The sequence below is a fragment of the Parasediminibacterium paludis genome (assembly GCF_042651445.1).
In the GTDB taxonomy this organism is placed as follows: domain Bacteria; phylum Bacteroidota; class Bacteroidia; order Chitinophagales; family Chitinophagaceae; genus Parasediminibacterium; species Parasediminibacterium paludis.
The window spans coordinates 43,152-69,926 of sequence record NZ_JBHSDC010000005.1 but is presented as its reverse complement, the minus strand read 5'-3'; the positions used below and the strand labels follow the sequence as shown (position 1 = coordinate 69,926).

The following is a 26,775-nucleotide window of genomic DNA, read 5'->3' as shown; positions in this document are numbered from 1 at the left end:
TTTCGCCAAATATAGATAGCACTAACTGCAAAAATGTTATAGGAAAAGTGGTTGGTTGCATACTAGTTATGTTCAAAATTCGTTATCATTTTTCCTAAGTGATTAATCCTTTAAAAAAACAGAAATCGCATTGAACTTTCAATGAGATTTTTATATACGAAATGAGGCTAATTAAATATCTATTTTTACTAGCGATACTATTTTCAGTACTGCCAACTACTGCACAATATACTAATGTTCATTATATTGCGCCTAGCCCTTGGAGTTATTTTAATCGATATAACGAACTAGTAATAACCACTACAAGTTCAACACCTGTTGCCGTTACTATTGCAGGTAGCGATGGTACTGTCTATTCTAATTCATTAACAACCGTTGCTGGAACACCTTTACGCTATAGATTTTCTGCTTTAGATGCCACTGCTAATTATGCTGGAGTGGTATTAAGTGGGCAGGGTTTAAAAATATCTGCATCTGTGCCTATTGGGGTGCAAGTCCGCAATATCGCTTCCGATAATTATACGGTGAATGGTCAGGTTCAAGGTGCTGGTAATAATTGTGTACAAAAGGGAAATTCCGCATTTACAAGTTTGGGTGATCAAGGTAAAGGAACTGCTTTTCGTTTAGGTTACTACGCCAACGTTTCGGGTATTACATGTTATGCTAACGAAACTGGTGCGCCGTTGTACGAAGCAATGGCGATTAATAACAATACCAATGTATATTTAAATGGTAGTTTATTAACCACGTTAAATGCAGGGCAAGCTTATATGTTTCAGGCTGCAATTGGTAGTCTTGTCACATCTAGCGATTTGATTGTGATGAATACTGGCATGCGTGCCGATAATACATCAGGATGTGGTGACGGGGTTCAGAGCCAAATTATTCCGACTAGCAATTTAGGTACTACTTATGTAGTGGTAAGAAGCACTGGACTTTCAGGCTATGAAAGATCAACAATTGTTGCAACACAGGCGAATACTACGGTTACTGTAAATGTGCCTGCTACGAATAGTACCACTACCTATACATTAGCAAGTGCAGGTAGTTATATTACCATCAATAACGGTGATGGTAGTAATGCCTATTCATCATGTTACATCACCTCCAACAATCCAGTGGCCGTTTTTTCTGGTTCTGCTAGTGGTTGTGAAATTGATATGATTGTGCAACCGCCGTTGAATAACTGTGCAGGTTCATTTGATGTACAAACAAATAATTTTATCAGTAATGCGCAAGACAATAATTCTGTTTTGCCCTATTTCGGTTATGTGATTGTTCAAAGCGATACAGCAATAGTTTATTTTAACGGAACTAATTTAGAATCTTTAGTTGGTAAACGTACTCAAATCGGAAAAACAGGATATTATATTATTACTTATACTAACGCGCAACTAAACTATCCAACATCTTTAAGATTTACCGTAAATGCAAGGATTAATGTTGCGTTGATAGAAAGTGGCGGGGGCTATTCTATGTCTGCCTTTATCTCTTCTATTTCTAATCCAATGCCGCCGCCAATAGCGAGCTCTAATTGTTTACCTACTACGTTTACCGCCCAAAGTGGTTTTAACTCCTATCAATGGTATAAAGATAGTGTTGCTATTCCTGGTGCTACAGCGCAAACCTATGTGCCTACAGTATCTGGTTTGTATAGTGTAACTGGTAATAATCAAAACTGCGGTACAAGTGCTATTTCAACGGCAGTGCCAGTAAATCCTAAACCGAATGCTGGTGTAGATCAAGTAGTTTGTAACAATAGTATCATTACTTTAACAGGCACAAATCCAACTACTGATACATGGATTGCCCAAGCAAGTAATCCTGCTGGTGCCACTTTAAGTAATACAACAAATGGTATAGCTACCGTAGCACTTACTAACGCGGCAGTAGGCACGTTTAACTTTATCTATTCAGCAGGTTGTGCAGATACAGTAGCAGTTTTGGTAAAAGCAACCAGTAAATCTGTTACTACTGCTAGTATTTGTGCTGGTAATTCTTATACATTTAATGGTAAAACATATACTACTAGTATAGTAGATACGATTCATTTAACCAATAGTGTTGGTTGTGACAGTGCAGCCATTATCAATCTTACGGTAAAGCCTACCAGTAGTTCCACCACCACAGCTAGTATTTGTGCGGGGAGTTCTTATCTATTTAATGGTACATCATATACCACCTCTGGCACTTATACCAAGCACTTTACCAATAGTGTAGGTTGTGATAGTGCTGCAAATTTGGTATTAACAGTTAATCCGACAAGTAGCTCTACCACTACTGCAAGTATTTGTACTGGCGGGTCTTATACCTTTAATGGTACAACATACACGAGTGCAGGTACTTATATTGCGCATTTAACTAATTCAGTTGGTTGCGATAGCGCAGCAACCTTGGTGCTTACTGTAAAAGCAACTTCTAGTTCTACTACTACAGCTAGCATTTGTGCTGGTAATACCTATACTTTTAATGGCGTTTCATATAGCAATTCTGGCACATATTTGGCGCATTTAACCAATGCAGTAGGCTGCGATAGCGCTGCTACGTTGATATTAAGTATTAAAGCAACATCTAGCTCTACTACTAACGCAAGTATTGTTTCTGGTAATAGCTATACTTTTAATGGCGTTAATTATACCATTCCTGGCACTTATACTGTTCATTTAACCAACAGTGTAGGATGTGATAGTGCAGCAACTTTAATTTTATCTGTTACCTCATTGTCCTCAACCAATGCATCTATTTGTTCAGGTAGCACTTATACTTTTAACGGAGTATCTTATGCTACTACTGGTGTTTATACGGCTCATCTAAAAAATATTTATGGTTTTGATAGCACTGCTACATTGAATTTAACGGTAAAGAATACGTCAAGTTCTACCACAAATGCGAGCATCTGTAGTGGCGGATCTTATACATTTAATGGCGTGCAGTATACAAGCGCTGGTACTTATACCAACCATTTTACTAATAGTGTTGGATGTGATAGTTCGGCAATATTGGTTTTAACTGTAAAGGCAGCTTCTAGTTCTACAACTACTGCCAGCATTTGTAATGGTAATACGTATACTTTTAATGGTAATACTTATTCAACAAGTGGTACATATGTGGTCCATTTAACCAATAAAGCAGGCTGTGATAGTGCTGCTATTTTAATTTTAACAGTAAAACAACCTACTAGTTCTACTACCGTTGCTAGCATATGTTCGAATAGTTCTTACAGTTTTAATGGGACAAACTATACAACTTCTGGTAGCTACACCGTGCATCTTACTAATAGCGTTGGTTGCGATAGTGCGGCTACATTAATATTAACAGTTAAACCAACCTCTTCTTCTACTACAACAGCTAGTATTTGTGCTGGCAGTTCTTATAGTTTTAATGGTACCAATTATACAACAAGTGGTACTTATACTTATCATTTTACCAATAGTGTTGGCTGTGATAGTACAGTAATCTTGGTTTTAACGGTTAATTCAAACCCAACAATAGCCCCTATAACGGGCGTGTCGGCTATATGTGTGGGTACAAATACTACATACGCTAGTACAACGGCGGGTGGTGTATGGAGTGCTAGTAATAGTGGTACTGTAGCTTCAATAAATGCTAGTACAGGTTTAATTACACCATTTGGTTCGGGCGTATCCACAATCACTTATGCAGTTACGAATGCGTTTGGCTGTACAAGCCAAGTAACAAAATCTCTAACAGTAAATCCTGTTCCTTCGGTTGCAGCCATTAGTGGTGCTTCGAGTACTTGTGTTGGAAGTACAACATTGTTAACAGATGCAAGTTATGGCGGAACATGGGCTACAAGTAATTCTAGTATTGCTACCGTGGGTTCTGATGGAACAGTTACCGGAATCTCGGCTGGAAACGTTCTTATCAATTATACACTTGCCACGTCCACTTGCGGTACAACCGTATCAAAAACCTTTACAACTGTAGCCCCGAGCGCTTCAACTTCTGCTCTAAGTATTTGTGCTAATGCCTTGCCTTATGTTTGGAATGGTGTAACATTTAGTGTAGCAGGTACACAAACTGCACATTTAACGAACTATGTAGGTTGTGACAGTGCAGCAACGCTTAATCTAACTGTAAAACCTACAAGTACATCAACCACCAATATTAGTATTTGCCCAAGTGCATTACCATACTCATGGAATGGTTTAACATTTAGTGCAGCAGGCACACAAACGGCGCATTTAACAAACTATGTAGGTTGTGACAGTGCAGCGACATTGGTATTAACTGTAAAAGCGACAAGCGCAAGCACTACCAATGCGAGCATTTGTGCAGGTGGTTCATATACGTTCAATGGAACAGTATACACGACAGCAGGCACTTATACGAAGACATTGGTGAACGCTGTAGGTTGTGATTCAATTGCTACGTTAAACCTAACTGTAAAACCAGTATCAACAAGCACAACCAATATCAGTATTTGTCCAAGTGCATTACCATACACATGGAATGGTATAACCTTTACAGCAGCAGGTACACAAACGGCGCATTTAACCAACTATGTAGGTTGTGACAGTGCAGCAACGCTTAATCTAACTGTTAAGCCAACAAGCACATCAACAACCAACATTAGTATTTGTCCGAGTGCATTACCATACACATGGAATGGTTTAACATTCAGTGCAGCAGGTACACAAACAGCGCATTTAACAAACTATGTCGGTTGTGACAGTGCAGCAACGCTTAATCTAACTGTAAAACCAGTATCAACAAGCACAACCAATATCAGTATTTGCCCAAGTGCATTACCATATACCTGGAATGGTTTAACGTTTAGTGCAGCAGGTACACAAACGGCGCATTTAACAAACTATGTTGGCTGTGACAGTGCAGCAACGCTTAATCTAACCGTTAAGCCAACAAGCACATCAACGACCAATATCAGCATTTGCCCGAGTGCATTACCATACACATGGAATGGTTTAACGTTTACAGCAGCGGGTACACAAACGGCACATTTAACAAACTATGTTGGCTGTGACAGTGCAGCAACGCTTAATCTAACCGTTAAGCCAACAAGCACATCAACGACCAATATCAGCATTTGTCCAAGTGCATTGCCATATACTTGGAATGGTTTAACATTTACTGCAGCAGGTACACAAACAGCACATTTAACAAACTATGTTGGCTGTGATAGTGCAGCAACATTAGTATTGACTGTAAAAGCGACAAGCGCAAGCACTACCAATGCGAGTATCTGTGCAGGTGGTTCATATACGTTCAATGGAACAGTATATACGACAGCAGGCACTTATACGAAGACATTAGTGAACGCTGTAGGTTGTGATTCAATTGCTACCTTAAACCTAACTGTAAAACCAGTATCAACAAGCACAACAAACATTAGCATTTGTCCAAGTGCCTTACCATATACATGGAATGGTTTAATGTTTACTACAGCGGGTACACAAACGGCTCATTTAACAAACTATGCAGGTTGTGACAGTGCAGCAACTTTAGTATTAACTGTAAAAGCAACGAGCGCAAGCACTACCAATGCGAGCATCTGTGCAGGTGGTTCATATACGTTCAATGGAACAGTGTACACCACTGCAGGTACTTACACGAAAACATTAGTGAACGCTGTAGGTTGTGATTCAATTGCTACCTTAAACCTAACTGTAAAACCAACAAGCACTTCAACAACAAACATTAGCATTTGTCCAAGTGCATTACCATACACATGGAATGGTTTAACATTTAGTACAACAGGTACACAAACAGCGCATTTAATAAACTATGTAGGTTGTGACAGTGCGGCGACGCTTAATCTAACTGTAAAACCAACAAGCACATCCACAACCAATATTAGCATTTGTCCAAGTGCATTACCATACACATGGAATGGTTTAACATTTACTGCAGCAGGTACACAAACAGCACATTTAACAAACTATGTTGGCTGTGATAGTGCAGCAACATTAGTATTGACTGTAAAAGCGACAAGCGCAAGCACTACCAATGCGAGTATCTGTGCAGGTGGTTCATATACGTTCAATGGAACAGTATATACGACAGCAGGCACTTATACGAAGACATTAGTGAACGCTGTAGGTTGTGATTCAATTGCTACCTTAAACCTAACTGTAAAACCAGTATCAACAAGCACAACAAACATTAGCATTTGTCCAAGTGCCTTACCATATACATGGAATGGTTTAATGTTTAGTGCAGCAGGCACACAAACGGCACATTTAATAAACTATGTTGGCTGTGATAGTGCAGCAACTTTGGTATTAACCGTAAAAGCAACAAGCGCAAGCACTACCAATGCGAGCATCTGTGCAGGTGGTTCATACACGTTCAATGGAACAGTGTACACCACTGCAGGTACTTACACGAAAACATTAGTGAACGCTGTAGGTTGTGATTCAATTGCTACCTTAAACCTAACTGTAAAACCAGTATCAACAAGCACAACAAATATTAGCATTTGTCCAAGTGCCTTACCATATAATTGGAATGGTTTGACATTCGGTGCAGCAGGTACACAAACCGCACATTTAATAAACTATGTAGGATGTGACAGTTCAGCAACGCTTAATCTAACTGTTAAGCCAACAAGCACATCAACGACCAATATCAGCATTTGTCCAAGTGCATTACCATACACATGGAATGGTTTAACGTTTAGTGCAGCAGGTACACAAACTGCACATTTAACAAATTATTTTGGCTGTGATAGTGCAGCGACTTTAGTATTGACTGTAAAAGCAACGAGCGCAAGCACCACAAATGCGAGTATTTGTGCAGGTGGATCATATACATTTAATGGAGCAGTGTACACGGCAGCAGGCACTTATTCTAAAACATTAGTGAATGCAGTAGGTTGTGATTCTATTGCTACTTTAAACCTAACTGTAAAACCAACAAGCACATCCACAACCAATATTAGTATTTGTCCAAGTGCATTACCATACACATGGAATGGTTTAACATTTAGTACAGCAGGTACACAAACTGCACATTTAACAAATTATGTTGGCTGTGATAGTGCAGCGACGCTTAATCTAACTGTAAAACCAACAAGCACATCCACAACCAATATTAGCATTTGTCCAAGTGCATTACCATACACATGGAATGGTTTAACATTTACTGCAGCAGGTACACAAACAGCACATTTAACAAACTATGTTGGCTGTGATAGTGCAGCAACGCTTAATCTAACTGTTAAGCCAACAAGCGCATCAAATATAAATATTAGTATTTGTCCAAGTGCCTTACCATATACATGGAATGGCTTAACATTCAGTGCAGCAGGTATACAAACGGCGCACTTAACAAATTATGTTGGCTGTGATAGTGCAGCGACATTGGTATTAACTGTAAAAGCAACGAGCGCAAGCACTACCACTGCTATTTTGTGTGCTGGAAATACTTACCAATTTAATGGTGTCACTTATAATACACCTGGCACATACGTTGCACATTTAACAAATTATATTGGTTGCGACAGCGTTGCTACATTAGTATTAGTGGGTGGTACTGCTACTACTTCAACTACAAGTATTAGTATTTGTCCAAGTGCATTGCCATATACGTGGAATGGCTTGACATTTACAACCGCAGGTTCTCAAACCGCTCATTTAACTAATGCAAGTGGTTGTGATAGTGCTGCAACTTTAGTATTAACTGTAAAAGCTGCTCTAACATCTACAACAAATGCAACTATTTGTGGTGGCAACAGCTATTTATTCAATGGTATTACTTACACAACTTCTGGTACTTATAATGCCTATCTGGCTTCAGGTTTAGGTTGTGATAGTATTGCGACTTTGGTTTTGACTGTTTTACCAAAACCAAATGCTGGTGTAGATAAAATCGTTGGCTATAATAATGGTAATGCATCTGTAACACTTAGTGGTGTAGGTTCAGGTGTTTGGTTGGCTAATACAACGAATATTGGTTCTTCTGTAATTGTAGATCCTACAAATGCGACAACGGCTATAACTAACTTTAGTACTATTGGCACGTATGAGTATTTGTATATTAATGGAGCATGTTCAGATACAATGAAAGTATCTGTATTGCCTAATGGTAATATTAGTAGTTATGTATGGGTAGATACCAATGAAGATGGTATTAACAATGAATCAACTACTAATGGTATTAATAATGTAACAATAGAGCTATATCAAGAAGATACAAATGGTAACTACGTATTAGCTCAAACTACAACTACTGCTACTTATAATGGTAGACCAGGTTATTATAATTTTGTAATTCCAGAAAATGGTAATTACAAAGTGAAGTTCCCATTGGTAGCACAAGGTGGTGCTTTGACTACTCAAAATTTATCAGCTAATGGCAATAATAATAGTGTTGCTGATACTACAACAGGCTTTAGCCCAGTCATTTCGATAAACACAACTGGTAGTGGCTTGAGTTTAAATAATACTACTATTGGTGCAGGTTATAAATATGTGCCTTCGCCAAATTGTAATATGACGGCAACAATTGGCGTTAACCAACTGTCTCAATGCGTTACTAATAATCAGTATCAATTCACTGGCAATTTTACTGGTGGTACAGCACCATTTACATATTTATGGGATTTGAATGATAGTAATACTGCCGATACCAGAGATGTAACACATACCTATGCAACTTCTGGTGAACATGATGTGACATTTATAGTAAAAGATAGTAGAGGTTGTGAAGCACATGCATCAACAATGCAGATATACATTGGTGCTAAACCAAAAGCATCGTTCGATATCTATACCCATTCTGGTAATGGTGATGGTTTCACTTTTGTAAGTACATCTACAATAAGTGGTGGTTGGATGAATTATAGTTGGAATCTTGGTAATGGTACTACTTCTACATTAATCAATCCAATGACAACCTATACACCTGGTACTTATACAGTTACTTTGGTAGTTACTGGCAACTTTGGTTGCAGCGATACTATTACAAAAGTGATTACAGTAGATAGCAGTAACAACTATTGCACTGCTCCAATAGCCAATTTCTCTGTCAATAACAGTGCGCAATGTTTAAGTGGTAATAATTTCGCACTTACCAACTTATCAACAGGTGATAGTAATGCATACACTTGGAACTTTGGTGATGGTGCTGTTGCATCTAACAACTTCAATGAGCAACATATATTTACCAATACTGGCACATACAATATTTCTTTAACTGCAACCAATACTTGCGGTACTAATACTGTAACAAAAACGATATCTGTAAATGGTACACCAGCAACACTTACAGCAATTACTGGTCCTACAAGTGTGGCACTTGGTGGTGTCATTGGATTAAGTAATTCGACAAATGGTGGTGTGTGGGCTAGTGCTAATTCTGCTGTTGCAACTATCAATAACTATGGTATTGTAACTGGTATTGCAGTTGGAAACACAGTGATTACTTACACTGTCCCAAATACATGTGGTACAAATTCTATAAGCATGCCTATAACAGTATTAGCTGCAAATAGTAATTGTATAACACCTTTAGCAAACTTTACCATCAATGCAAATACGCAATGTTTAGGAGGTAATAATTTTATCTTTAGCAACAGCGCTTCGGGTACGGGATTAACTTACACTTGGAACTTTGATGATGGTGCTATTGGTAACTCAGCGAATGGGTCACATGCTTTCACACAAGCAGGTGTATACAATGTGAAACTAATAGTGTCTAACGCTTGCGGTACGGATAGTATTGTTAAAAATATTACAGTTATTGCTGCGCCGTTACAGCCACAGGCAATTACTGGCAATAATAGTATTGCGATTGGCGGTACTACAACACTATCAAGTACAACTACGGGTGGTGTATGGTCTAGCTCAAGTACAGCTATCGCCACTGTAAGTGCCAATGGCTTGGTTACTGGCATAGCTTCTGGTACTGCTACTATTACCTATACTGTTACAAATGCATGCGGTACTGCAAGTGTTAGTAAAATAGTGTTGGTATCTCAACCATGTGTGCCTACAAATTCTACCACCACAGCAAGCATTTGCGCAGGTAATTCATACACTTTCAATGGCACTACATATACTAATGCAGGTACTTATGTGGCGCATTTAACCAATGCAGCAGGTTGTGATAGTGTAGTCACTTTAATATTGACTGTTAAACAACCTACAAGTTCTACCACAACGGCGAGCATTTGCGCAGGTAATTCATACATTTTCAATGGCACTACATACACTACTGGAGGTACTTATGTGGCACATTTAACAAACGCAGCAGGTTGCGATAGTGCAGCCACTTTGATATTGACGGTTAAACAACCTACAAGTTCCACCACCACGGTAAGTATTTGTGCAGGTGGTGCATACACATTTAACGGCAATGCATATTCTACTGCAGGTACTTATGTGGTACATCTAACCAATGCAGCAGGTTGCGATAGTGTAGCCACTTTAATATTGACTGTTAAACAACCTACAAGTTCTGTAACAAGCGCAAGTATTTGTGCTGGTAAAAGCTATAGTTTTAATGGTAATATATATACAAACGCTGGTACTTATATAGCACATTTAATCAATTTAGCAGGTTGTGATAGTACAGCTACATTAGTACTTACAGTCAATAGTTTGCCATTAACATTACCATCTATTAGTGGCAACACTAACTTAAGTGCAGGTACAACAAGCGTATTAAACAATAGCGTTGTAGGCGGCACGTGGTCAAGTTCCAATACGGCTATTGCTACTATAAATGTAAGTACTGGTTTAGTCACTGGAATTAGTGCTGGTACTACTCTAATTACTTATACCGTAACAGATGCTTGTGGCAATATTGTAAGCACAACTACCAATGTCACAGTAGCGCCTGCTAGCATTCCATGTACAGTGCAAGCTAGCTTTAGTGTAAATAATCAGCAGCAATGTATAACAGATAATCAGTTTGTATTTACTAATACGACAACTGGCGGTATTGCACCATATACTTACTTATGGCAAATAAGTGAAGGCAGTACAGCTACTACTAAAGACTTTACAAAAGCTTTTGCTACTTATGGTGAACACGATGTAAACCTTAAAGTGATTGATGCTAATGGCTGTGAAAGTAATGCAACAGCAAAACATGTGGTAATAGGTGCTAAGCCAGTAGCTAATTTCACGGTACTTAGCAATACGGGTAATGGTACAAGTAAAACCTTTATTAGCGCTAGTACATTGGCAGCAGGTAGTATGTCGTACATGTGGGATTTAGGCAATGGAACTACGTCTACATTGGTTAACCCAACTGTAACTTACTCGCAAGGTACTTATACAGTGAAGCTAGTTGTAAGCGGCATTGGTACTTGTAAAGATTCTGTTTCGCAAGTAATTAATGAAGTAGGTATGGCAAATGTGAGTGTCTATCCTAACCCTGTAATAAATACAGTTCAAGTAAGCTATAGGGCAGCTTCTACAACTGCCACAACTATTAAATTGCTGGATTTGAATGGTAGAGTTATCCAAACGCAAACCGTATTACCTATTTCTGTTGGCACTAATTTAACGGCTATGTTCGACTTTAGAAACCTACAGCCAGGCAGTTATTTAATACAGGTATCAGATGCACAAAATGGCGCTTTAGGCAGCAAAATCATATTAAAACAATAGATAGGTTTTAGATAAGGTAGGATGTAAGGTAAGGGCGTTAACAAATTTTTGTTAACGCCCTTTTTTATAGTTGGTAGTTATGGGCAACAAAAAAGGCCATCTTACGATGACCTTTTGGTTGGGTTACCTGGATTCGAACCAAGACAGACAGAACCAAAAACTGTAGTGCTACCATTACACAATAACCCAATCCGCTTGTGATTATTTCTAATCGGGGTGCAAAAATAAGGGCGTCATTATCATGTTCCAAAAAAAAATGCGCTATTCTAAAATTTTTTTTGAAAGTAAGGCGCTTATTTCTGCAGCTTTATTCATTATCATCAAGTGTTCGCCTTTATGTAATCGAATATCTACTGATTTTGTAAGCCAAAAGGGTAGTACTTTATCACTTGTACCATGAATATGATAGACATTCTTAGGCGCCACTTTGTTTTTCCAGTTTAAAATGGCATAGATGGCCCATTTATAAAAGTCAACTTTTGCGTCGCTTACAATGGCTTTTACCGCAGCTTTCTCTGCAGCCGTTTTAGCACCCATAAACCAATAAATACCCAGTTTGGTAGTAGTGAATACCCAATCTGGCAGCCATCTATAAATAGGAAAATAAATACCAATTTTTAACCAAAATGGAAACTCTGCAGTGGTTTTATTGCTTGATATGATAATTACTTTAGCGCTGCTATCGGCTTTGGCTATTTCAGTGGCCAGCATGCCGCCAAACGATAGGCCTACCACTATTGGCGAAGCTTCTGGTATCAGTGCTTTCAACCGCAACGCATAAGCTTCTAGCGATTCTTTCTCCTTTGGCTCAAGCCACTGAATAAATATAGGCTCGCAGAACGACAAATCCAGAAAAGAAAAAGCCCTTTCATCAGCACCTAAACCAGATATAAAATAAACTTTCTGCATAATAAATGCTTTTTACCACATAGGCATATAGGCACATAGAATTATCCTATAAATCCATTTAATCATTCAAAATCACAGTTCAGACGATACCACTACCAAATAGTAATTTTTCTTCCCTTTCTGCAACAATATGTATTTGCCTTGTAATAAATCTTCGCTCGTTAGTGTCGCTTTTTCTGCACCCACTTTTACTTTATTAATACTCAAGCCACCAGCTTGCAACATTTTCTTGGCTTCGCCTTTACTAGGAAAAACCGCCGATTCTGCTAGAAAGCTTACAAAATCATACCCTGCTTCGATTTGTCCTTTGCTAATGTTCACGGTTGGAACGCCATCCATTACCTGTAGTAATTGACTTTCATTCAGCGATTGTAATATTTCAGCGGTATCGTTATTGAATAATATTTCACTCGCTTTTACGGCAAACTCATAATCCACGAGCGAATGAACAAAACAAGTCACTTCTTTTGCTAATCTTGATTGCAAAATGCGTAAATGTGGCGCTGCTTCATGCTGTGCCGTTAAGTCTTCTATGGTGGCTTTATCTAGTAGTGTAAATAATTTGATCCAGTTTTTGGCATCTTCATCGCTGGCATTTAGCCAAAACTGGTAAAACTGGTAAGGACTTGTTTTATTGGCATCTAGCCACACATTGCCTTTCTCGCTTTTGCCAAACTTACCGCCATCTGCTTTTTTTACCAGTGGACAAGTAAAGGCAAATGCTTCGCCACCTGCTTTTCTACGAATCAATTCTGTACCTGTGGTAATATTGCCCCATTGGTCGCTACCGCCCATTTGTAGCTTACAGTTTTTGTTTTGGTACAGCCAGTAAAAGTCGTAGCCCTGTATTAGCTGATACGTAAATTCAGTAAAACTCATCCCACTATCACCTTCAAGGCGCTTCTTCACGCTGTCCTTGGCCATCATATAGTTGACGGTAATGTGCTTGCCAGCGTCTCGTATAAATTTTAAGAACGATATTTCTTTAAACCAATCGTAGTTGTTTACCATTTCGGCCTTGTTGGGCAAGCTATCATCAAAGTTTAAAAAGCGTGCTAATTGTTGTTTGATGCCCGCTTGATTATGGGCTAAAATTTCTGCACTCAACAAATTACGTTCTTCACTTTTACCGCTAGGGTCGCCTATCATACCAGTAGCACCGCCTACCAATGCATACGGTTTATGCCCGGCTTTTTGCAAGTGTACGAGCAATAAAATAGGTACCAAACTACCTATGTGCAAGCTGTCACTCGTAGGGTCAAAACCAATATAGGCACTCGTCATTTCCTTCGCCAATTGTTCTTCTGTGCCCGGCATTATATCTTGAATCATGCCCCGCCAACGTAGTTCTTCTATAAAAGTCATTACAAAAAATTTGTGGCAAAAGTAAGGATAGGATGGGAACGCTGATGATGCAGATTTTATTGATTGTTGCTGATGCGTGTGGTAGTTTTTATGTAGCCAGTCCCGATAACTATCGGGATTGTAATACTATGACGCTTCGGTTGTGTCACTCTACCGATAGCTATCGGTATGTACGTTCAGTGCGCTGTAGGGCTGTATCTCAGCGTAGGCATTCTCACAATGGAACAAAGAAAACAAAGTACACAACGTTTGTCATGCTGAGGCAAGAAGCATCTAACGAGCTTTAGTCGTTCACTAACACAGCCGCTGTTCTGTCTTTGACCAACAGCAGAAATTGATGTTGTTGGTATGCTAGCCCACATTTACCAGCCCTACATACCAACAACGGCGAAAAATTTGCTTGATTTATCTGGCTTTTTACACAGTTCGTTTTGTTGGCAGTATTTCTTTGTCAATACTTTTTATTTTCTTCAATTAGCAATTCTTCAACGTCGTTTAAATTTTTTAGTCTAGGTGATTTTAATTTATAATCTCTAATGTCTTGTAAAGCACCACGTAAAGAATTTTTTGGATTACTATCATTCTTTAAGTCTGCTATTGCTGATACATACTCATCTATAGCCTCATCTTTCTCTTGAATTAAGTGTACTAATGCAATATTGAATTTCACAAAGCATAAGTTTGGATTATAGGTAAGTGCTTTTTTGCTAAGTTCAACACACTTATCTAACTCACCTCTCTCAAACGCTTTCCAAGCAAGGTTTCCATAAAGCATCCCTTTGTCATTTTCAGCAGTTGTTTCTTCAACAACTGCAACAACTTCAATCATAATATTGATTCCACTCATTGCTGATGGGTTACGAAGTCCTAAATAAAATGAATTACCATAATTATTGTCAATAGATTGTACAGCTTGTTTTGCATTTTGGAGACTTACATCTTGGTAAAGTCTCCACTTACTATCTTCTTTATTTACAAATGCGTCTCTATACTCAGTTGGAAGTACGATAACATCAACAGAACCTGAACCAGAAGGAACATCTATTGCAGATGCTGCTGCTGCTGCTAAACCACCAGAAGCAACTGCTGCACCGACTTGTAGCCCAAGTTTTAATAACTTAGTTCCGTCAGTCCCTGGTGATGTGGTAAAACTATAATACCATCTTCTTGTATTTTTGGGTAAGTCTATTTTAATTGTAGTTCTTGAAACTCCACCCATATACGACCTCGCTCCACCATTTAGTGCATAAGCTCTTTGTTCAATTAGAGTAACAGTTTTCAAGTTTTGTGAAAAGCAGTTACAAGTCAAGAATAGTAAAACCTGTAACAATAAAATCTTTCTCATATAGTTTTATTTTTTATTTTTTCAATATTGCCCACAACACAAAAATAGACGCTACCATCAATAATATCAACTAAAATTTTGCTATTCATTATTAAGGTATTAACGTTATACTTCTGTATTGTAGGTTACTTACAGCGCACTATTTCCCTCAAAAAACCACTTCTCTATTTTCAGCCTCCCGTTGAACCTATACAACAGCCTTCCGCATGTTGCAAGAAGCCGTTGTACCTATTCAATAGTCAGTTTCAAGTTGCAGGAAGCCGTTGTACCTGTACAACAGGCTTTTTAAAGTTGCAAGAAAGTATTGTAGGGATACAACGCGCTGCCGCTAATTGTGGGAAGTAATTGTACCGATACAACAGGCTGCCAATATTTGTGCGCTTGTTGTATAAAGACATTGTTCGTACTGCTTAATGACTAGCCACATATTTCGTGGCTCTTTGGCATTTATTGCTTTGTAATGGCTGCTTTAAATACCTTTTCAAGGTTGTCGAAACCTTTAATGGCATGGCTCGGTAGTTTTTCACCTTTATCGCCAAACACATAAAGGGCTGTTTCTTTTTCTATAGTTATGCCGCTTTCGTCAATATTGCCGTTGGCATTTGTAATAGCATTGAGGTTTAGCTGTAAATATTTTGCCATAAAGTGGTACACAGCTATGCGTTTGTTAATGCCAAAATCGTGTTTCTCATTGGGCAAATGCACATTTTCTACCAAGTTTGTTTTGCCATACAAACCATACATTTTTTGGAGATAAGGGAAGTCGTGTTCGGGGGTTTTATCGGTCCAGTCGCCGCCGTCGCTTACTAATAGTTGCGGTCTTGGCGCAGCCATCGCAGCAATTTCTACATTGTCGGTTCTGCCACCACAATCATGTATAGGCATGCCGCTCTCGCAAGGGCAACCTCCATAAAAGTAGGAGCTAATGGCCACTACAGGAGCCGATACTTTAATGCGATTGTCAAGGGCAGTCATTAACACCGTGTGGCTCCCTGCACCACTACCGCCCGTAATGGCTACGCGGTTGGTATCGGCATCTTTTAGCGAGAGGAGATAATCTAGTATGCGAATGCTGCCAAGGGCTTGTATAGTGAGTGATAAACTTCTGCGGTGGTCTTCTAGTTTAAATTGTAATTGCGATTCGCCCCAGGCAAAAAGATCGTAGCTAAAAGCCATGGCACCCATTTTGGCTAATGCTGCACAGCGGTATTGACAATCTGGTCGGTAGCGTTGTTTTTCCCAATGACCATCGGGGTTTAGAATCACTGGTATTTTACCTATATAGTTAACAGGTTTGTACAAAGAGCCATTGATAAATAGACCTGGTAAAATTTCTATGGCAATATTCTGAACGGTATAGCCGTTGAAAGTTCTAATGTCTGTAACAATCGGTTTGCTATTTGGCGCTGCGGGCAATGGAGAAAGCTGAATGGCTTTCCATAAATCTGCTTTGAGTATTTGCTTGCGTTGTTCCCATTCTGCTAGGTTGTGGTATTGCGCTGCAATGCGGTCTAGTTCGGCCCAGCCTTCTTCTGGCAGCCAGCGGTAGTACTCGTAGTTGCTAAGCTTGTATACCTTGTCTTTTTCTTTTTTCACCTTCATATCTAAAGGTGCGAGCACGTTACTCAAAGTGGTTTCTACATCGTTTCGGTAGCGCCATTCGGCATAAGCCACATATTTACCTGCCACAAGCGAATCGGCGTATTTAATTTTTACACCAAAGCGTTGCTCAATTGTCGTTAATACTTCTTTTAAGGGCTTTTTATAGGCGCCGTCGGTATTGTATTGGGCATGTAATAATTGGGTAGTAAGCGCCAAGATGAGCAGACTTAGTGAACGAACAAGTAGGTTCTTTATGACCTTAGAATAAACTCGCATCGGAAACATCATAGTAGTAAAATTGGTGGTTACATAAACATATCTGTACGATATATTGTAGCCAAATGTATCGCACTTGGTGTATGATTGACACGCATCATTTTTAAATGGCTATCGCCCAAAAAGGCGGCTCAAGAAACTGCTATTTGTAGTTGTTTCTGATTTTGTGCGAATAAAGTCTTTAAATTCAGCAATATTGGTGGCAAAAGTCCAGTCTTTAATGCCTTCGTACCATACTTTGTCGGTGCTTTTAAGGCCTTTTAATTGTATTTCTTGCAATGTATATGGACCTTTAATGAACTTGTCTCTTTTAAGCACATAAATCTTCTCCATAATCTGGACTATCTAATAAGCAGTTGTGAAATAGGGGGTTACAACGACTGCTAATATAGACATTATCTTAACAATTCTATAGCTTTTTTCACTGCATCATCATTGGCATTACTCGCTTGGTAATAACCTTCACCTCTAAAAAGTTGTCGGGCCACTAGGGCTTTAAAGCGATGTAAAATATCAGCTTTAGCCTTGGCATCGAGGGTATTTAACGCAATGGTATCTTTGGCCACATAGCGCGCAATGGCCTGAAAATCTTTATCGGTAGGTATAAAGTTTTGGCTTACATCTGTGCTATTGCTATACTTGCTTAAAGCCGCTTTATTATTGATAAAATAGTGATAAGCATAATTAGCCAATGAATTTTTATAATACATTTTAATAATTGGGGCTGGCAATTTTGCGGTATCGTAAGGTATAAACACATCGGGTGTAATACCGCCACCGCCATACACAATATGGCCTTTTGGTGTTTTGTAAGCTTTACCTTGTTGTTTAGTAGAATCTTCTTTTACCACTTCACCATCTTCAAAACGTTTGAATAGTTCAGCATCGTAATCATGTTTGCTTTTATTACTATAAGGCTTCTGTAAGCAGCGGCCAAGCGGCGTGTAATAACGAGCAATGGTTAGGCGAACAGCGCTACCGTCGCTAAGGCCAAATTGTTGTTGTACCAAGCCTTTACCAAAGGTTCTACGGCCTACTATGGTGGCTCTGTCCCAATCTTGCAAAGCACCACTTAATACTTCACTAGCACTCGCACTTGTTTCGTCTACCAATACTATTAATTTACCTTTTTCAAACAAGCCATCTCGCTTGCACTTGTACTCAAAGCGCGGTGTATTATTGCCTTGCGTATACACAATAAGTTTGTCTTCGCTTAAAAATTCGTCGGCTATAGCTGTGGCTTCGCTTAATAAACCGCCACCGTTACCTCGTAAGTCCAATATCAAACCCGATAAGCTATCTTTTTGTAGCTTTTCTAGGTTTTGCATAAATTCTTCATACGTTCTATCGGCAAATTTATTGATACGAATGTAACCCGTATGTGGTGCAATAATATAAGCCGCATCGATTGAAGGGACAGCAATACTGCCTCGTTTAATGGTAATAACTTTGGTGACTTTGTCACGCAAGACGGTTATGTTTACTGGCGAGCCTGCTTCGCCACGGAGTTGCTTGCGGATAAAATCGGGTGTTACATTTTTACCTACTAAAACAGCGGTATCGTTCGCTTTGAGAATTTTATCGCCTACCAAAAGGCCTGCTTTATCACTAGGGCCATCTTTAATAACATTGGTAACATTTACCGTATCATCAAACTGTTGAAACTCAACACCAATACCTTGAAAGTTGCCAGCTAATTGTTCGTTTACTTGCGATAAATTGGTTGCAGGAATATAGGTTGAGTGTGGGTCTAAATGGGCCAATACATCTTCAATAACGGCTTGGTTAATGCTATCGAATTTTACATCGTCTACATATTTGGCTTTCACCAAATCCATCACTTCTTGAACACTCGATTTTTTAGAAAGTTGAAATAAGTCTCTACCACTGGTTTTACTTTTCAATTCGTAGCCAATCATCATACCTACAATCATCACCACCGCTAATAAAAGCGGTAACCACACCTGTAATTTTTTACTTGCCATAAATATTGCCTTTGTATTTAGCTATACAAGCCACGAATATATTAAGTTTGGAGTTCAGAGTTTGAAGTTTAAGATGAAGAGATTAAGCGCTCAAGGTTCAAGCAACTATTCATTGAATGCTTTAAACTCTTTAACGTCATTGAACTATCTAACCTTTTTGCCATATATCAAATGAAAAATTTCAAATTATAAACCTATCTTATGATACAATTAATAGCAGACAGTGGTTCTACCAAATGTGAGTGGTGCATACTAGATAAGGGTAAAAAGAAAATGATTAGTACGCAAGGTATTAGTCCCTACTTTTTAAATGCAGACCAAATTGTGGCCTTGTTGCAAAAAGAATTGTTGCCTAAACTGAAAAAAGTTAAGATAGAATTGGTGCATTTTTATGGTACAGGGTTAAGCAATACGGCAAATGTGAAAATTGTAAAGAAAGCATTAAGTCAACTATTTGTTGACGCTGAAATTAATATAGAACACGATTTACTAGCCGCGGCAAGAGCACTTTGTGGTAGCAATAAAGGCATTGCTTGTATATTGGGTACAGGCTCTAATTCTTGCTATTATAATGGCAAAAAAATCATGAAAAATAGTCCAGGTTTGGGCTATATACTAGGTGACGAAGGCAGTGGCGCTTATTTGGGTAAAAAAGTAGTACAATATTATTTGTATAACACTTTTGATGAAGACTTGAAAGCGCGGTTTGACAAGCGTTTTAACATAACGAAAGATGCTATTTTAGATAATGTGTATAAGCAGCCGTTGGCCAATAGATATTTGGCTGGTTTTGCCATTTTTTTGGCAGAAAATAGAGGCCACTATATGATTGAAAATATTATTGAAGATGGGCTGAATGATTTCTTTTTTAATCATTTATACAAGTATGGCGAAAGTTGGACACAGCCTATCAATTTTGTAGGTAGTATTGCATTTGGTTTTAAAGATGTATTGAAAGATTTGTGCAATACGTATGAGCTAGAATTGGGCACCATTCTTAAACAACCAATGGACGGATTAATTCAATTTCATTCTTAACTTGCTAATTAAAGTACATAATGCGGTTTGTTGCCGTTTGTAGATAATATTTTATTTTATCCATGCAAATTGCTGCAAATTTGTGATACTGATTCATGAAATACGCATAATTAGTTGAGTAAGTATGAAAAAATTTATAAAAGTAACGGAACAATCATCGAACTACCATCATCTAGAAAAGATGAGCGTTGAAGAGCTATTGATTAATATAAATAAAGAAGATCAAACAGTACCATTGGCGGTAGAAAAAGCCATTCCACAAATAGAAAAGTTGGCTTCTGTGATAAGTGATAAAATGCTGAGTGGGGGTAGATTGTTTTATATAGGTGCTGGTACAAGCGGTCGTTTGGGTATTGTAGACGCTAGTGAATGTCCACCAACCTATGGTGTACCTTATGGCTTGGTAATAGGTATTATTGCGGGCGGCGAAAAAGCCATTACACAAGCGGTGGAATTTGCAGAAGATAGTACCAAACAAGGGTGGGCCGATTTGCAAAAACATTTTGTAAACGATAAAGACGTTGTGATTGGCTTGGCTGCAAGCGGTACTACACCATATGTTATCAGTGCATTGGAAGAATGCAGAAAGCGGGGTATTATTACTGGTAGTATTAGCTGTAACCCCAATTCGCCAGTAAGTGATGCGGCAGATTATCCTGTAGAAGTAGTTGTGGGACCAGAATTTGTAACCGGTAGCACACGCATGAAAAGTGGTACTGCACAGAAATTAGTACTGAACATGATTTCTACCAGCGTCATGATACAACTTGGTAGGGTAGAAGATAATAAGATGGTGAACATGCAATTAAGCAACGTAAAGCTTGTAGATAGAGGCGTAAAAATGCTGATGGAACAACTGGGTTTAGGCGATTATGAAACTGCCAAAGATTTATTATTAAAACATGGTACAGTAAAAAAAGCTGTAGATGAATACAAAGCCAATTAGCTAATTGGATAATGTGATATTGGTAAAAGTTGAATTTATTTTTTTCTTCATTACAAGATTACATCTTCTAATTATCAAATTATTACATAGAGACAATGCATTATTTAGAACCTTTTTTCAACTGGCGTCACATATATAATTCTGAGGAAGATAAATTATCGCCTTTTTTTGGTGTGGTTCATAGTGAGTTTGAATTTTCCCAAACGGTTTATAACTATTATATCCATCCACAGTGGGATGATTTTGGTAGTAATACCTTGTATTTACGGATTATTTATGTTGATTATGAACTGCATTTTGCAGTCATTGAGATGATTGGAGAGTGGAACGACGCTATTGAGAACGATATCATGCAACTTAAACGAGAAGTGATTGATAAATTAAGCGAACAAGCCATCACGAAGTTTGTGCTGATAGCAGAAAATATCCTCAATTTTCACAGTGGTGATAAAGATTATTACGAAGAATGGTTTGAAAATGTAACAGATGAAAATGGTTGGATTGTAGCCGTAAATATGCCTGAGCAAAGCCAATATGATTTTAAAAAACGCAAATTAAATTACTACATAGAATTAATGGATTTACCAGAATGGCGCACTTTTAAGCCCTATCACTTATACAAGAAAATAGATGATATGTTAATGCGGCGCTTAGATTGAGCTAAAAATAATTAGTATTTGGTGGTAACAAATAATTTCTAGTTACTAGTTTATTTCTTCTAAAGGTATTTCTACGGTAACCTTGCAGCCTTTGCCCATCGATGAAACTACCTCAAATTTGCCCAAGAAAAGTTCTGTTCTGCGCTTCATATTGGCCATACCAATACCTGTTGAAGATTGATGTATGTTAAAGCCCATGCCATTGTCAATGATTTCCATTCTTAGTTTCTCGTTTTTAATTGTACCCACAATTTCTATTACGGTAGCTTCGGCATATTTAAAAATATTTTTAAGCTGCTCTTGTACGATTCTATATAAATTAATTTGAAACTCTTGTTTACTAGGTTGCGCTTTAAACTTATCGTCAAATAGAATATGAATTTGGTACTTTTCTTCTATGTTAAATGTTTGCACCAAGGTCGTTATAGCGAGTTCCAAAGTAGTATCATTAAAAAATGAGGGCGCCAATCTGTGTGATAGATTACGAATTTCTCTCGACGCGAGCGTAATAGCTTCTACGCCATTATCATACCAAACTAGCTCTTTAGGGCCAAGTGCCTTTTTAAGCATTTTTAAGGATAGTTGGCTTGATGTTAATATTTGGCAAACATTATCGTGTAGTTCGCCGCCAATTTCGTAACGTTCATTTTCTTGGGCCTTAATGATGGCTTTTGTAAGGTTTTGTTCTTCTAATATTTTTTCAGTAACATCTCTCTGAATAGCTACCCAGTGTGTGTGCCATCCATTTTCATCCGCTACAGGGCTAATATTGATATTCACCCAAAATTCAGTGCCATCTTTGCGATAATTCAATAAAGTCGCTTCGCATGCTTCCCATTTTTTTAAAGATGCTTTGAGCTTATCTAATTCTTTCCTATCAGATTTTGGACCTTGCAAAATTCTTGGATTTTTACCCAACATTTCACTTGCCGTATAGCCTGTCATTTTTGTAAAAGCATCGTTTACATATACAATTCTTGGATCAGACGATGTCAATGATTCAGTTTCTGAAACCACTACAGCATCGTTTGTATTTGTAATTACCGATTCAAGAAGCTTTAAGCGCAGTTCTTCTTGCTTACGTAAAGTAATATCCCGTGTAGCACCTACCATTCTTATGGCTCTACCTGCTTTGTTTCTTATCACGAAGCCTTTACTGACGACGTATGCGTATTCGCCATTTGCTTTTTTTAATCGATACTGCTCTTCCCAATTTGTTTGGTCACTTTTAACTATTGTGTAATAACTACTTCTTAGTTTTTCTAGGTCATCGGGGTGCGTGTTAGAAAGTTTAAATGCGATATTTTTTTCAATTGTTTTAGTATCAAAACCAAAAATACTTTGCCAGCCTTCACCCCAAATCATATATCCAGTCGCTAAATCCCAGTCCCAAATAGCATCTGAGGTAGCTTTGGTGGCTAAGTTGTAACGTTCGTTACTTTCTTTTAATGCTTGTGTACGTTCGTAGCTTTCTAGTATAATTTTTAAAATATTACTTGCTCTGTTGATGGTATTTTCTTCAAGTGCGCTTGGCGTTTTTACCTGTTGATAATAAGCAGCAAACGTGGCAATGACCGCTTCTTTTTGGTTAAAAATTGGATGGCTCCAACAGGCTTTCAAACCATGTTCTTCTGCCAAAACTTTATAATTAATCCATCGAGGATCATTTGCGATATCTGATACAATCACATTTTTCTTGGTAAAAGCAGCAGTACCACAAGAGCCTGTATTTTCGCCTATAGTTACCCCATTGATAGCGTTAATATAAGCTTCTGGTAAACTAGGTGTAGATAGATTAAAAAGTTGATTACCCCTAAGTTGTAAGATAGAGCAAGTCATACCAGGATGAAGCACTTCAATACCTAATAAATAAATACTCAAAACTTCTTCTAATGATTTGTCACCTGCTTCGTTAATAGCCAATATATTACGCTCTAGTTTTTCTAATTCACTATAATATTGATATTGGCTAATATCTCTTTTTGCACCCACCATTCTAGTGGCTTTACCATATTTATCTCTTATTATATATGCTCTATTTATAATCTGAATATAGGTTTTATCTGCTTTTAAAAATCGATAACTTTCTTCCCAAAAGTTTTCTTCGCTTGAAATAGTATCGAGTACTTTTTTATTAACACGATCAACATCTCTTGGGTGCACAAGCGCCATATTGAGTTGGTAGGTAGGTATAATACTTTTATTATCGTATCCTAGTATCGTTTTAAAACCGTCACCCCAAAATATTTCACCTGTAATTAAATTCCAATCCCATATGGCTTCAGATGTAGCTTTGGTTACATGGTTAAAGCGTTCATTACTTTCACGCAATTGTTCTTGATTTTTAATCCGTTCTGTAATATCTCTTACGATTAAAGCATTTAAATCATTACCATTGGCATCGGTGAAAGTTGAAGAAGATACTTCTGCTTCAAACTTATTGCCGTCTTTACGTATATGTGTTAAAATACTTTTGGCATAGCCAAGTTTTTCTCGTTCTTTTAAAAAAATATCTAGTCTTGTATCCGATATATCTACAGTACCTTTTCTACCTGCTTTGCATACTTCTGCTTTTGTCATTTGTAACATTTTACAACCACTTGGGTTAACATCTATAATGCCACCAGTTTTTTTGGTAATAAAAATGCCATCTACGCTATTTTCGAAAAGCGATCGATATTTTGCTTCGCTCTCGGCAATAGCTTTCTGAATTTTGATTTTTTCGGTAACATCATTAATGAGGACCAATGATGATTTTTTACCTTTATAGTTAAGATTATGTGCGGTAATATCGACTAGAATAATCTCGCTATTTTTCTTTTTGTGCTTCACACCTTGTACAATATAGTAGCCTTTATTATCTTGTATTTTAAAGGTGGATTTTGCTAAGGTAATGTCTTCATTTGGTATTAAATCAAGAATACTTAATTCTAATAATTCTTTATGCGTATAGCCAAAAAGCTTGCCTGATTGGATATTAGCATCAGTAATTTTCCATGTTTCAAAATCCCAAATAAGCATTGGTGAGGGATTTGCCTCGAATAGATTTTGGTAGTCTTTTTTAGATGCTTCAAGTGCTTCTTCTTGTTTCTTTTTTTCAGTTACATCTCTACCTACACAGTATAAGATATCTTTTTCAGCCTGATAACTACCCGTCCAACTAATATTGATAAGACTGCTATCTTTTTTGATATATTTATTTTCAAAATGGATCAATTTGCCTGTCTCTCTTACTTTGGGTGCTTCTGCAACTGTTTTTGCTAGTTCTTCAGGGGGTAAAAAGACGGCGATACTTTTACCTATCATCTCTTCTGGCTTATAGCCTAATATTTTCTCTGATGCCGCATTTACGTCTATAAAAACTGCATTTCCGTCTAGCGAGCAAATAATATCTGGGCTTGCTGCCAATATATTTTCAAGCCTGGTTTTCGTACTTTCAAGCGTATGCAGATTATTGGTTTCTAAAGTAATGTCTTTTGCAAAACAGGCTATATTTTCTATCTCACCTTTATCGTTTTTTATCGGATTAATGGATACTAAAGCATATTCGTACGTATTGTTAAATGGGTTTAAAATTTTCTCTTTAAACGATAGCGAGTTGCCTTTTAATACTTCTGGTATTAGACCTGTCCACCTAGCTAGTCGCTCATTTCTAGCTTCTAACACAGCTTCATTGTCTGATTGATAGCCTTCTGCAAGTTGTTTCATTTTGTCGTAATAGGCTTCATTGGCTACCAATACTTGCATCTTTGTATTCATTAACCATACCAAATCATTCGTGCCATTTATTAAGGCCTCTTGATTGGTTTTGATTGCATTAATGGCTTCATTTTGTAATACTCGTTGTGTTATGTCTTGAAAAAAGCCTTTTACTTTAACAATTTCGCCTGCATCATTTTTTACTGCTTTTCCCTTTGATAATGCATATAATATGTCACCATTTGCTTTGAATAAACGTCTTTCTATTGAAAATGGAACCCCAAATTCTATCGTTTCTTGTAAAGCTTTTTTTGCAATTTCTATGTCGTCTGGGTGAGTAATAGAAAACTGGTCTCTTTTGCCCGGGTCAAAAGATTGTGGTTCGTAACCACAAATAATATATACTTCATCTGACCACCATATTTTTCCACTGGCAACATCTATTTCCCACCTGCCTATCTTTAATTTTTGTTCAATTTCTTGAACATCATCTTCTAGTGCAGTCAATTCTTCTTGTAGTTGACGATAGTTATCTTTTAGAGCAATTTTCTCTGTTTCATCAGTTAAAGAAATCAATACTAAGTTTGATTGAGAGCCTACAGATCCTATAATTGGTGTAATGGTAAATGAAAAAATATGTTGCGATAAACTGTTTTGGAATATATTAAGAACGCTAAAACATTGTTCTACTAAATTTACAGATGTTTTAGTAAAAAGGCATTCGTCTATGAGTTGCTTTAATTTTGTAACTGTGTGAGCATTAATATCTGATAGCCCAAAGTTGGGTGTATTGAATAAAGCTTTGTGTATAATACTTTCTTCTTTGGTGCCTAATAATTCCAAATAAGCTTTATTAACAACTTCTACAATAGCTTCTTGCTCACTGACTTGTAATAAAATAGTAGGCTGAGGAGAAAAACGAAGTACTTTTCTAAAGGATAAGATTTCAGGCATTGGTAAGCATTTAGTAAGTTTAGGCTACTATCTTTCTAAAACTATAAAATCTTTAAACCGATAATCAGCTATAAACTAGGTAAAGGGTTAATACAAATATAAAAATAAAAACTGAGATAATATGGTGCTTTTGTTTTACACTAAATTTCTGTTTTTAGCACTCGCAAATTTTCTTTTTATTGAGTAATTATATTTATTTTTTACAATATATTTTAAATTTCATTTTTTTTCTTCATAAAATTTTTGCTACTACGCCTAAATATGCTTAAAGAGATATTCGGCTGATAGACTTTGGAAATAATATGTACATAAATAATTATCACTGATGTAAATAAATGGAGTACAAAACATCTATTTATTTAAAGTCGTTAAACACGGTATTTATTAGCTAGTCCCA

Annotated in this window: 11 protein-coding genes and 1 tRNA gene; 4 read left to right on the top strand and 8 right to left on the bottom strand. The window is 37.5% G+C overall.

Going from position 1 to position 26,775, the window contains the following annotated elements; genetic code table 11:
- Positions 1–161 precede the first annotated feature (161 nt).
- Complete coding sequence (locus ACFOW1_RS06115) at positions 162–11,600, top strand: PKD domain-containing protein (protein WP_379012932.1); 11,439 nt, start codon at positions 162–164, stop codon at positions 11,598–11,600.
- A gap of 115 nt (positions 11,601–11,715) precedes the next feature.
- Here the strand turns inward: ACFOW1_RS06115 and ACFOW1_RS06110 are convergent.
- The 7 genes from ACFOW1_RS06110 to ACFOW1_RS06080 form a co-directional block, all read right to left on the bottom strand.
- Positions 11,716–11,789 (bottom strand) — tRNA-Gln (locus ACFOW1_RS06110).
- Positions 11,790–11,861: 72 nt separating this feature from the next.
- The gene (locus ACFOW1_RS06105; RefSeq protein WP_379012931.1) at positions 11,862–12,509 is read right to left on the bottom strand and encodes an alpha/beta hydrolase; all 648 of its coding nucleotides are present in this window, start codon (positions 12,507–12,509) and stop codon (positions 11,862–11,864) included.
- A 72-nt stretch (positions 12,510–12,581) separates the two neighbouring features.
- A complete protein-coding gene (gene tyrS, locus ACFOW1_RS06100; protein ID WP_379012930.1) occupies positions 12,582–13,874 on the bottom strand; it encodes a tyrosine--tRNA ligase in 1,293 nt (430 codons plus the stop codon).
- 451 nt (positions 13,875–14,325) lie between these two features.
- Positions 14,326–15,219, bottom strand: a complete 894-nt coding sequence (locus ACFOW1_RS06095) for a hypothetical protein (protein WP_379012928.1) — start codon at positions 15,217–15,219, stop codon at positions 14,326–14,328.
- A gap of 447 nt (positions 15,220–15,666) precedes the next feature.
- Positions 15,667–17,037: a DUF4974 domain-containing protein gene (locus ACFOW1_RS06090; RefSeq protein ID WP_379012926.1), complete on the bottom strand. Its 1,371-nt coding sequence runs from the start codon at positions 17,035–17,037 to the stop codon at positions 15,667–15,669.
- 171 nt (positions 17,038–17,208) lie between these two features.
- On the bottom strand, positions 17,209–17,430 hold the full coding sequence (locus ACFOW1_RS06085) for a GYF domain-containing protein (protein WP_379012924.1): 222 nt from the start codon (positions 17,428–17,430) through the stop codon (positions 17,209–17,211).
- Between the two features lie 62 nt (positions 17,431–17,492).
- The gene (locus ACFOW1_RS06080; RefSeq protein ID WP_379012923.1) at positions 17,493–19,082 is read right to left on the bottom strand and encodes a S41 family peptidase; all 1,590 of its coding nucleotides are present in this window, start codon (positions 19,080–19,082) and stop codon (positions 17,493–17,495) included.
- A 201-nt stretch (positions 19,083–19,283) separates the two neighbouring features.
- On the opposite strand from ACFOW1_RS06080, the gene ACFOW1_RS06075 reads away from it, so the two are divergent.
- The 3 genes from ACFOW1_RS06075 (at position 19,284) to ACFOW1_RS06065 (ending at position 21,725) form a co-directional block, all read left to right on the top strand.
- The gene (locus tag ACFOW1_RS06075) at positions 19,284–20,120 is read left to right on the top strand and encodes a BadF/BadG/BcrA/BcrD ATPase family protein (protein ID WP_379012922.1); all 837 of its coding nucleotides are present in this window, start codon (positions 19,284–19,286) and stop codon (positions 20,118–20,120) included.
- Positions 20,121–20,244: 124 nt separating this feature from the next.
- A complete protein-coding gene (gene murQ / locus ACFOW1_RS06070; protein WP_379012920.1) occupies positions 20,245–21,066 on the top strand; it encodes an N-acetylmuramic acid 6-phosphate etherase in 822 nt (273 codons plus the stop codon).
- Between the two features lie 95 nt (positions 21,067–21,161).
- Positions 21,162–21,725 (top strand): hypothetical protein, encoded by a 564-nt coding sequence (locus tag ACFOW1_RS06065; RefSeq protein ID WP_379012919.1) that lies wholly within the window; start codon positions 21,162–21,164, stop codon positions 21,723–21,725.
- Between the two features lie 45 nt (positions 21,726–21,770).
- Here the strand turns inward: ACFOW1_RS06065 and ACFOW1_RS06060 are convergent, their stop codons facing one another.
- Positions 21,771–26,378 carry a PAS domain S-box protein gene (locus ACFOW1_RS06060; RefSeq protein ID WP_379012918.1) on the bottom strand — a complete coding sequence of 1,536 codons (4,608 nt, stop codon included), beginning with the start codon at positions 26,376–26,378 and terminating at the stop codon, positions 21,771–21,773.
- Positions 26,379–26,775: the final 397 nt, after the last annotated feature.

Bases quoted from the DNA above. Each gene is read 5' to 3' on its own strand.
- murQ (WP_379012920.1), top strand. From the start codon at position 20,245: ATGAAAAAATTTATAAAAGTAACGGAACAATCATCGAACTACCATCAT.
- ACFOW1_RS06080 (WP_379012923.1), bottom strand. From the start codon at position 19,082: ATGGCAAGTAAAAAATTACAGGTGTGGTTACCGCTTTTATTAGCGGTG.
- ACFOW1_RS06065 (WP_379012919.1), top strand. From the start codon at position 21,162: ATGCATTATTTAGAACCTTTTTTCAACTGGCGTCACATATATAATTCT.
- tyrS (WP_379012930.1), bottom strand. From the start codon at position 13,874: ATGACTTTTATAGAAGAACTACGTTGGCGGGGCATGATTCAAGATATA.
- ACFOW1_RS06095 (WP_379012928.1), bottom strand. From the start codon at position 15,219: ATGAGAAAGATTTTATTGTTACAGGTTTTACTATTCTTGACTTGTAAC.
- ACFOW1_RS06075 (WP_379012922.1), top strand. From the start codon at position 19,284: ATGATACAATTAATAGCAGACAGTGGTTCTACCAAATGTGAGTGGTGC.
- ACFOW1_RS06060 (WP_379012918.1), bottom strand. From the start codon at position 26,378: ATGCCTGAAATCTTATCCTTTAGAAAAGTACTTCGTTTTTCTCCTCAG.
- ACFOW1_RS06115 (WP_379012932.1), top strand. From the start codon at position 162: ATGAGGCTAATTAAATATCTATTTTTACTAGCGATACTATTTTCAGTA.
- ACFOW1_RS06085 (WP_379012924.1), bottom strand. From the start codon at position 17,430: ATGGAGAAGATTTATGTGCTTAAAAGAGACAAGTTCATTAAAGGTCCA.
- ACFOW1_RS06105 (WP_379012931.1), bottom strand. From the start codon at position 12,509: ATGCAGAAAGTTTATTTTATATCTGGTTTAGGTGCTGATGAAAGGGCT.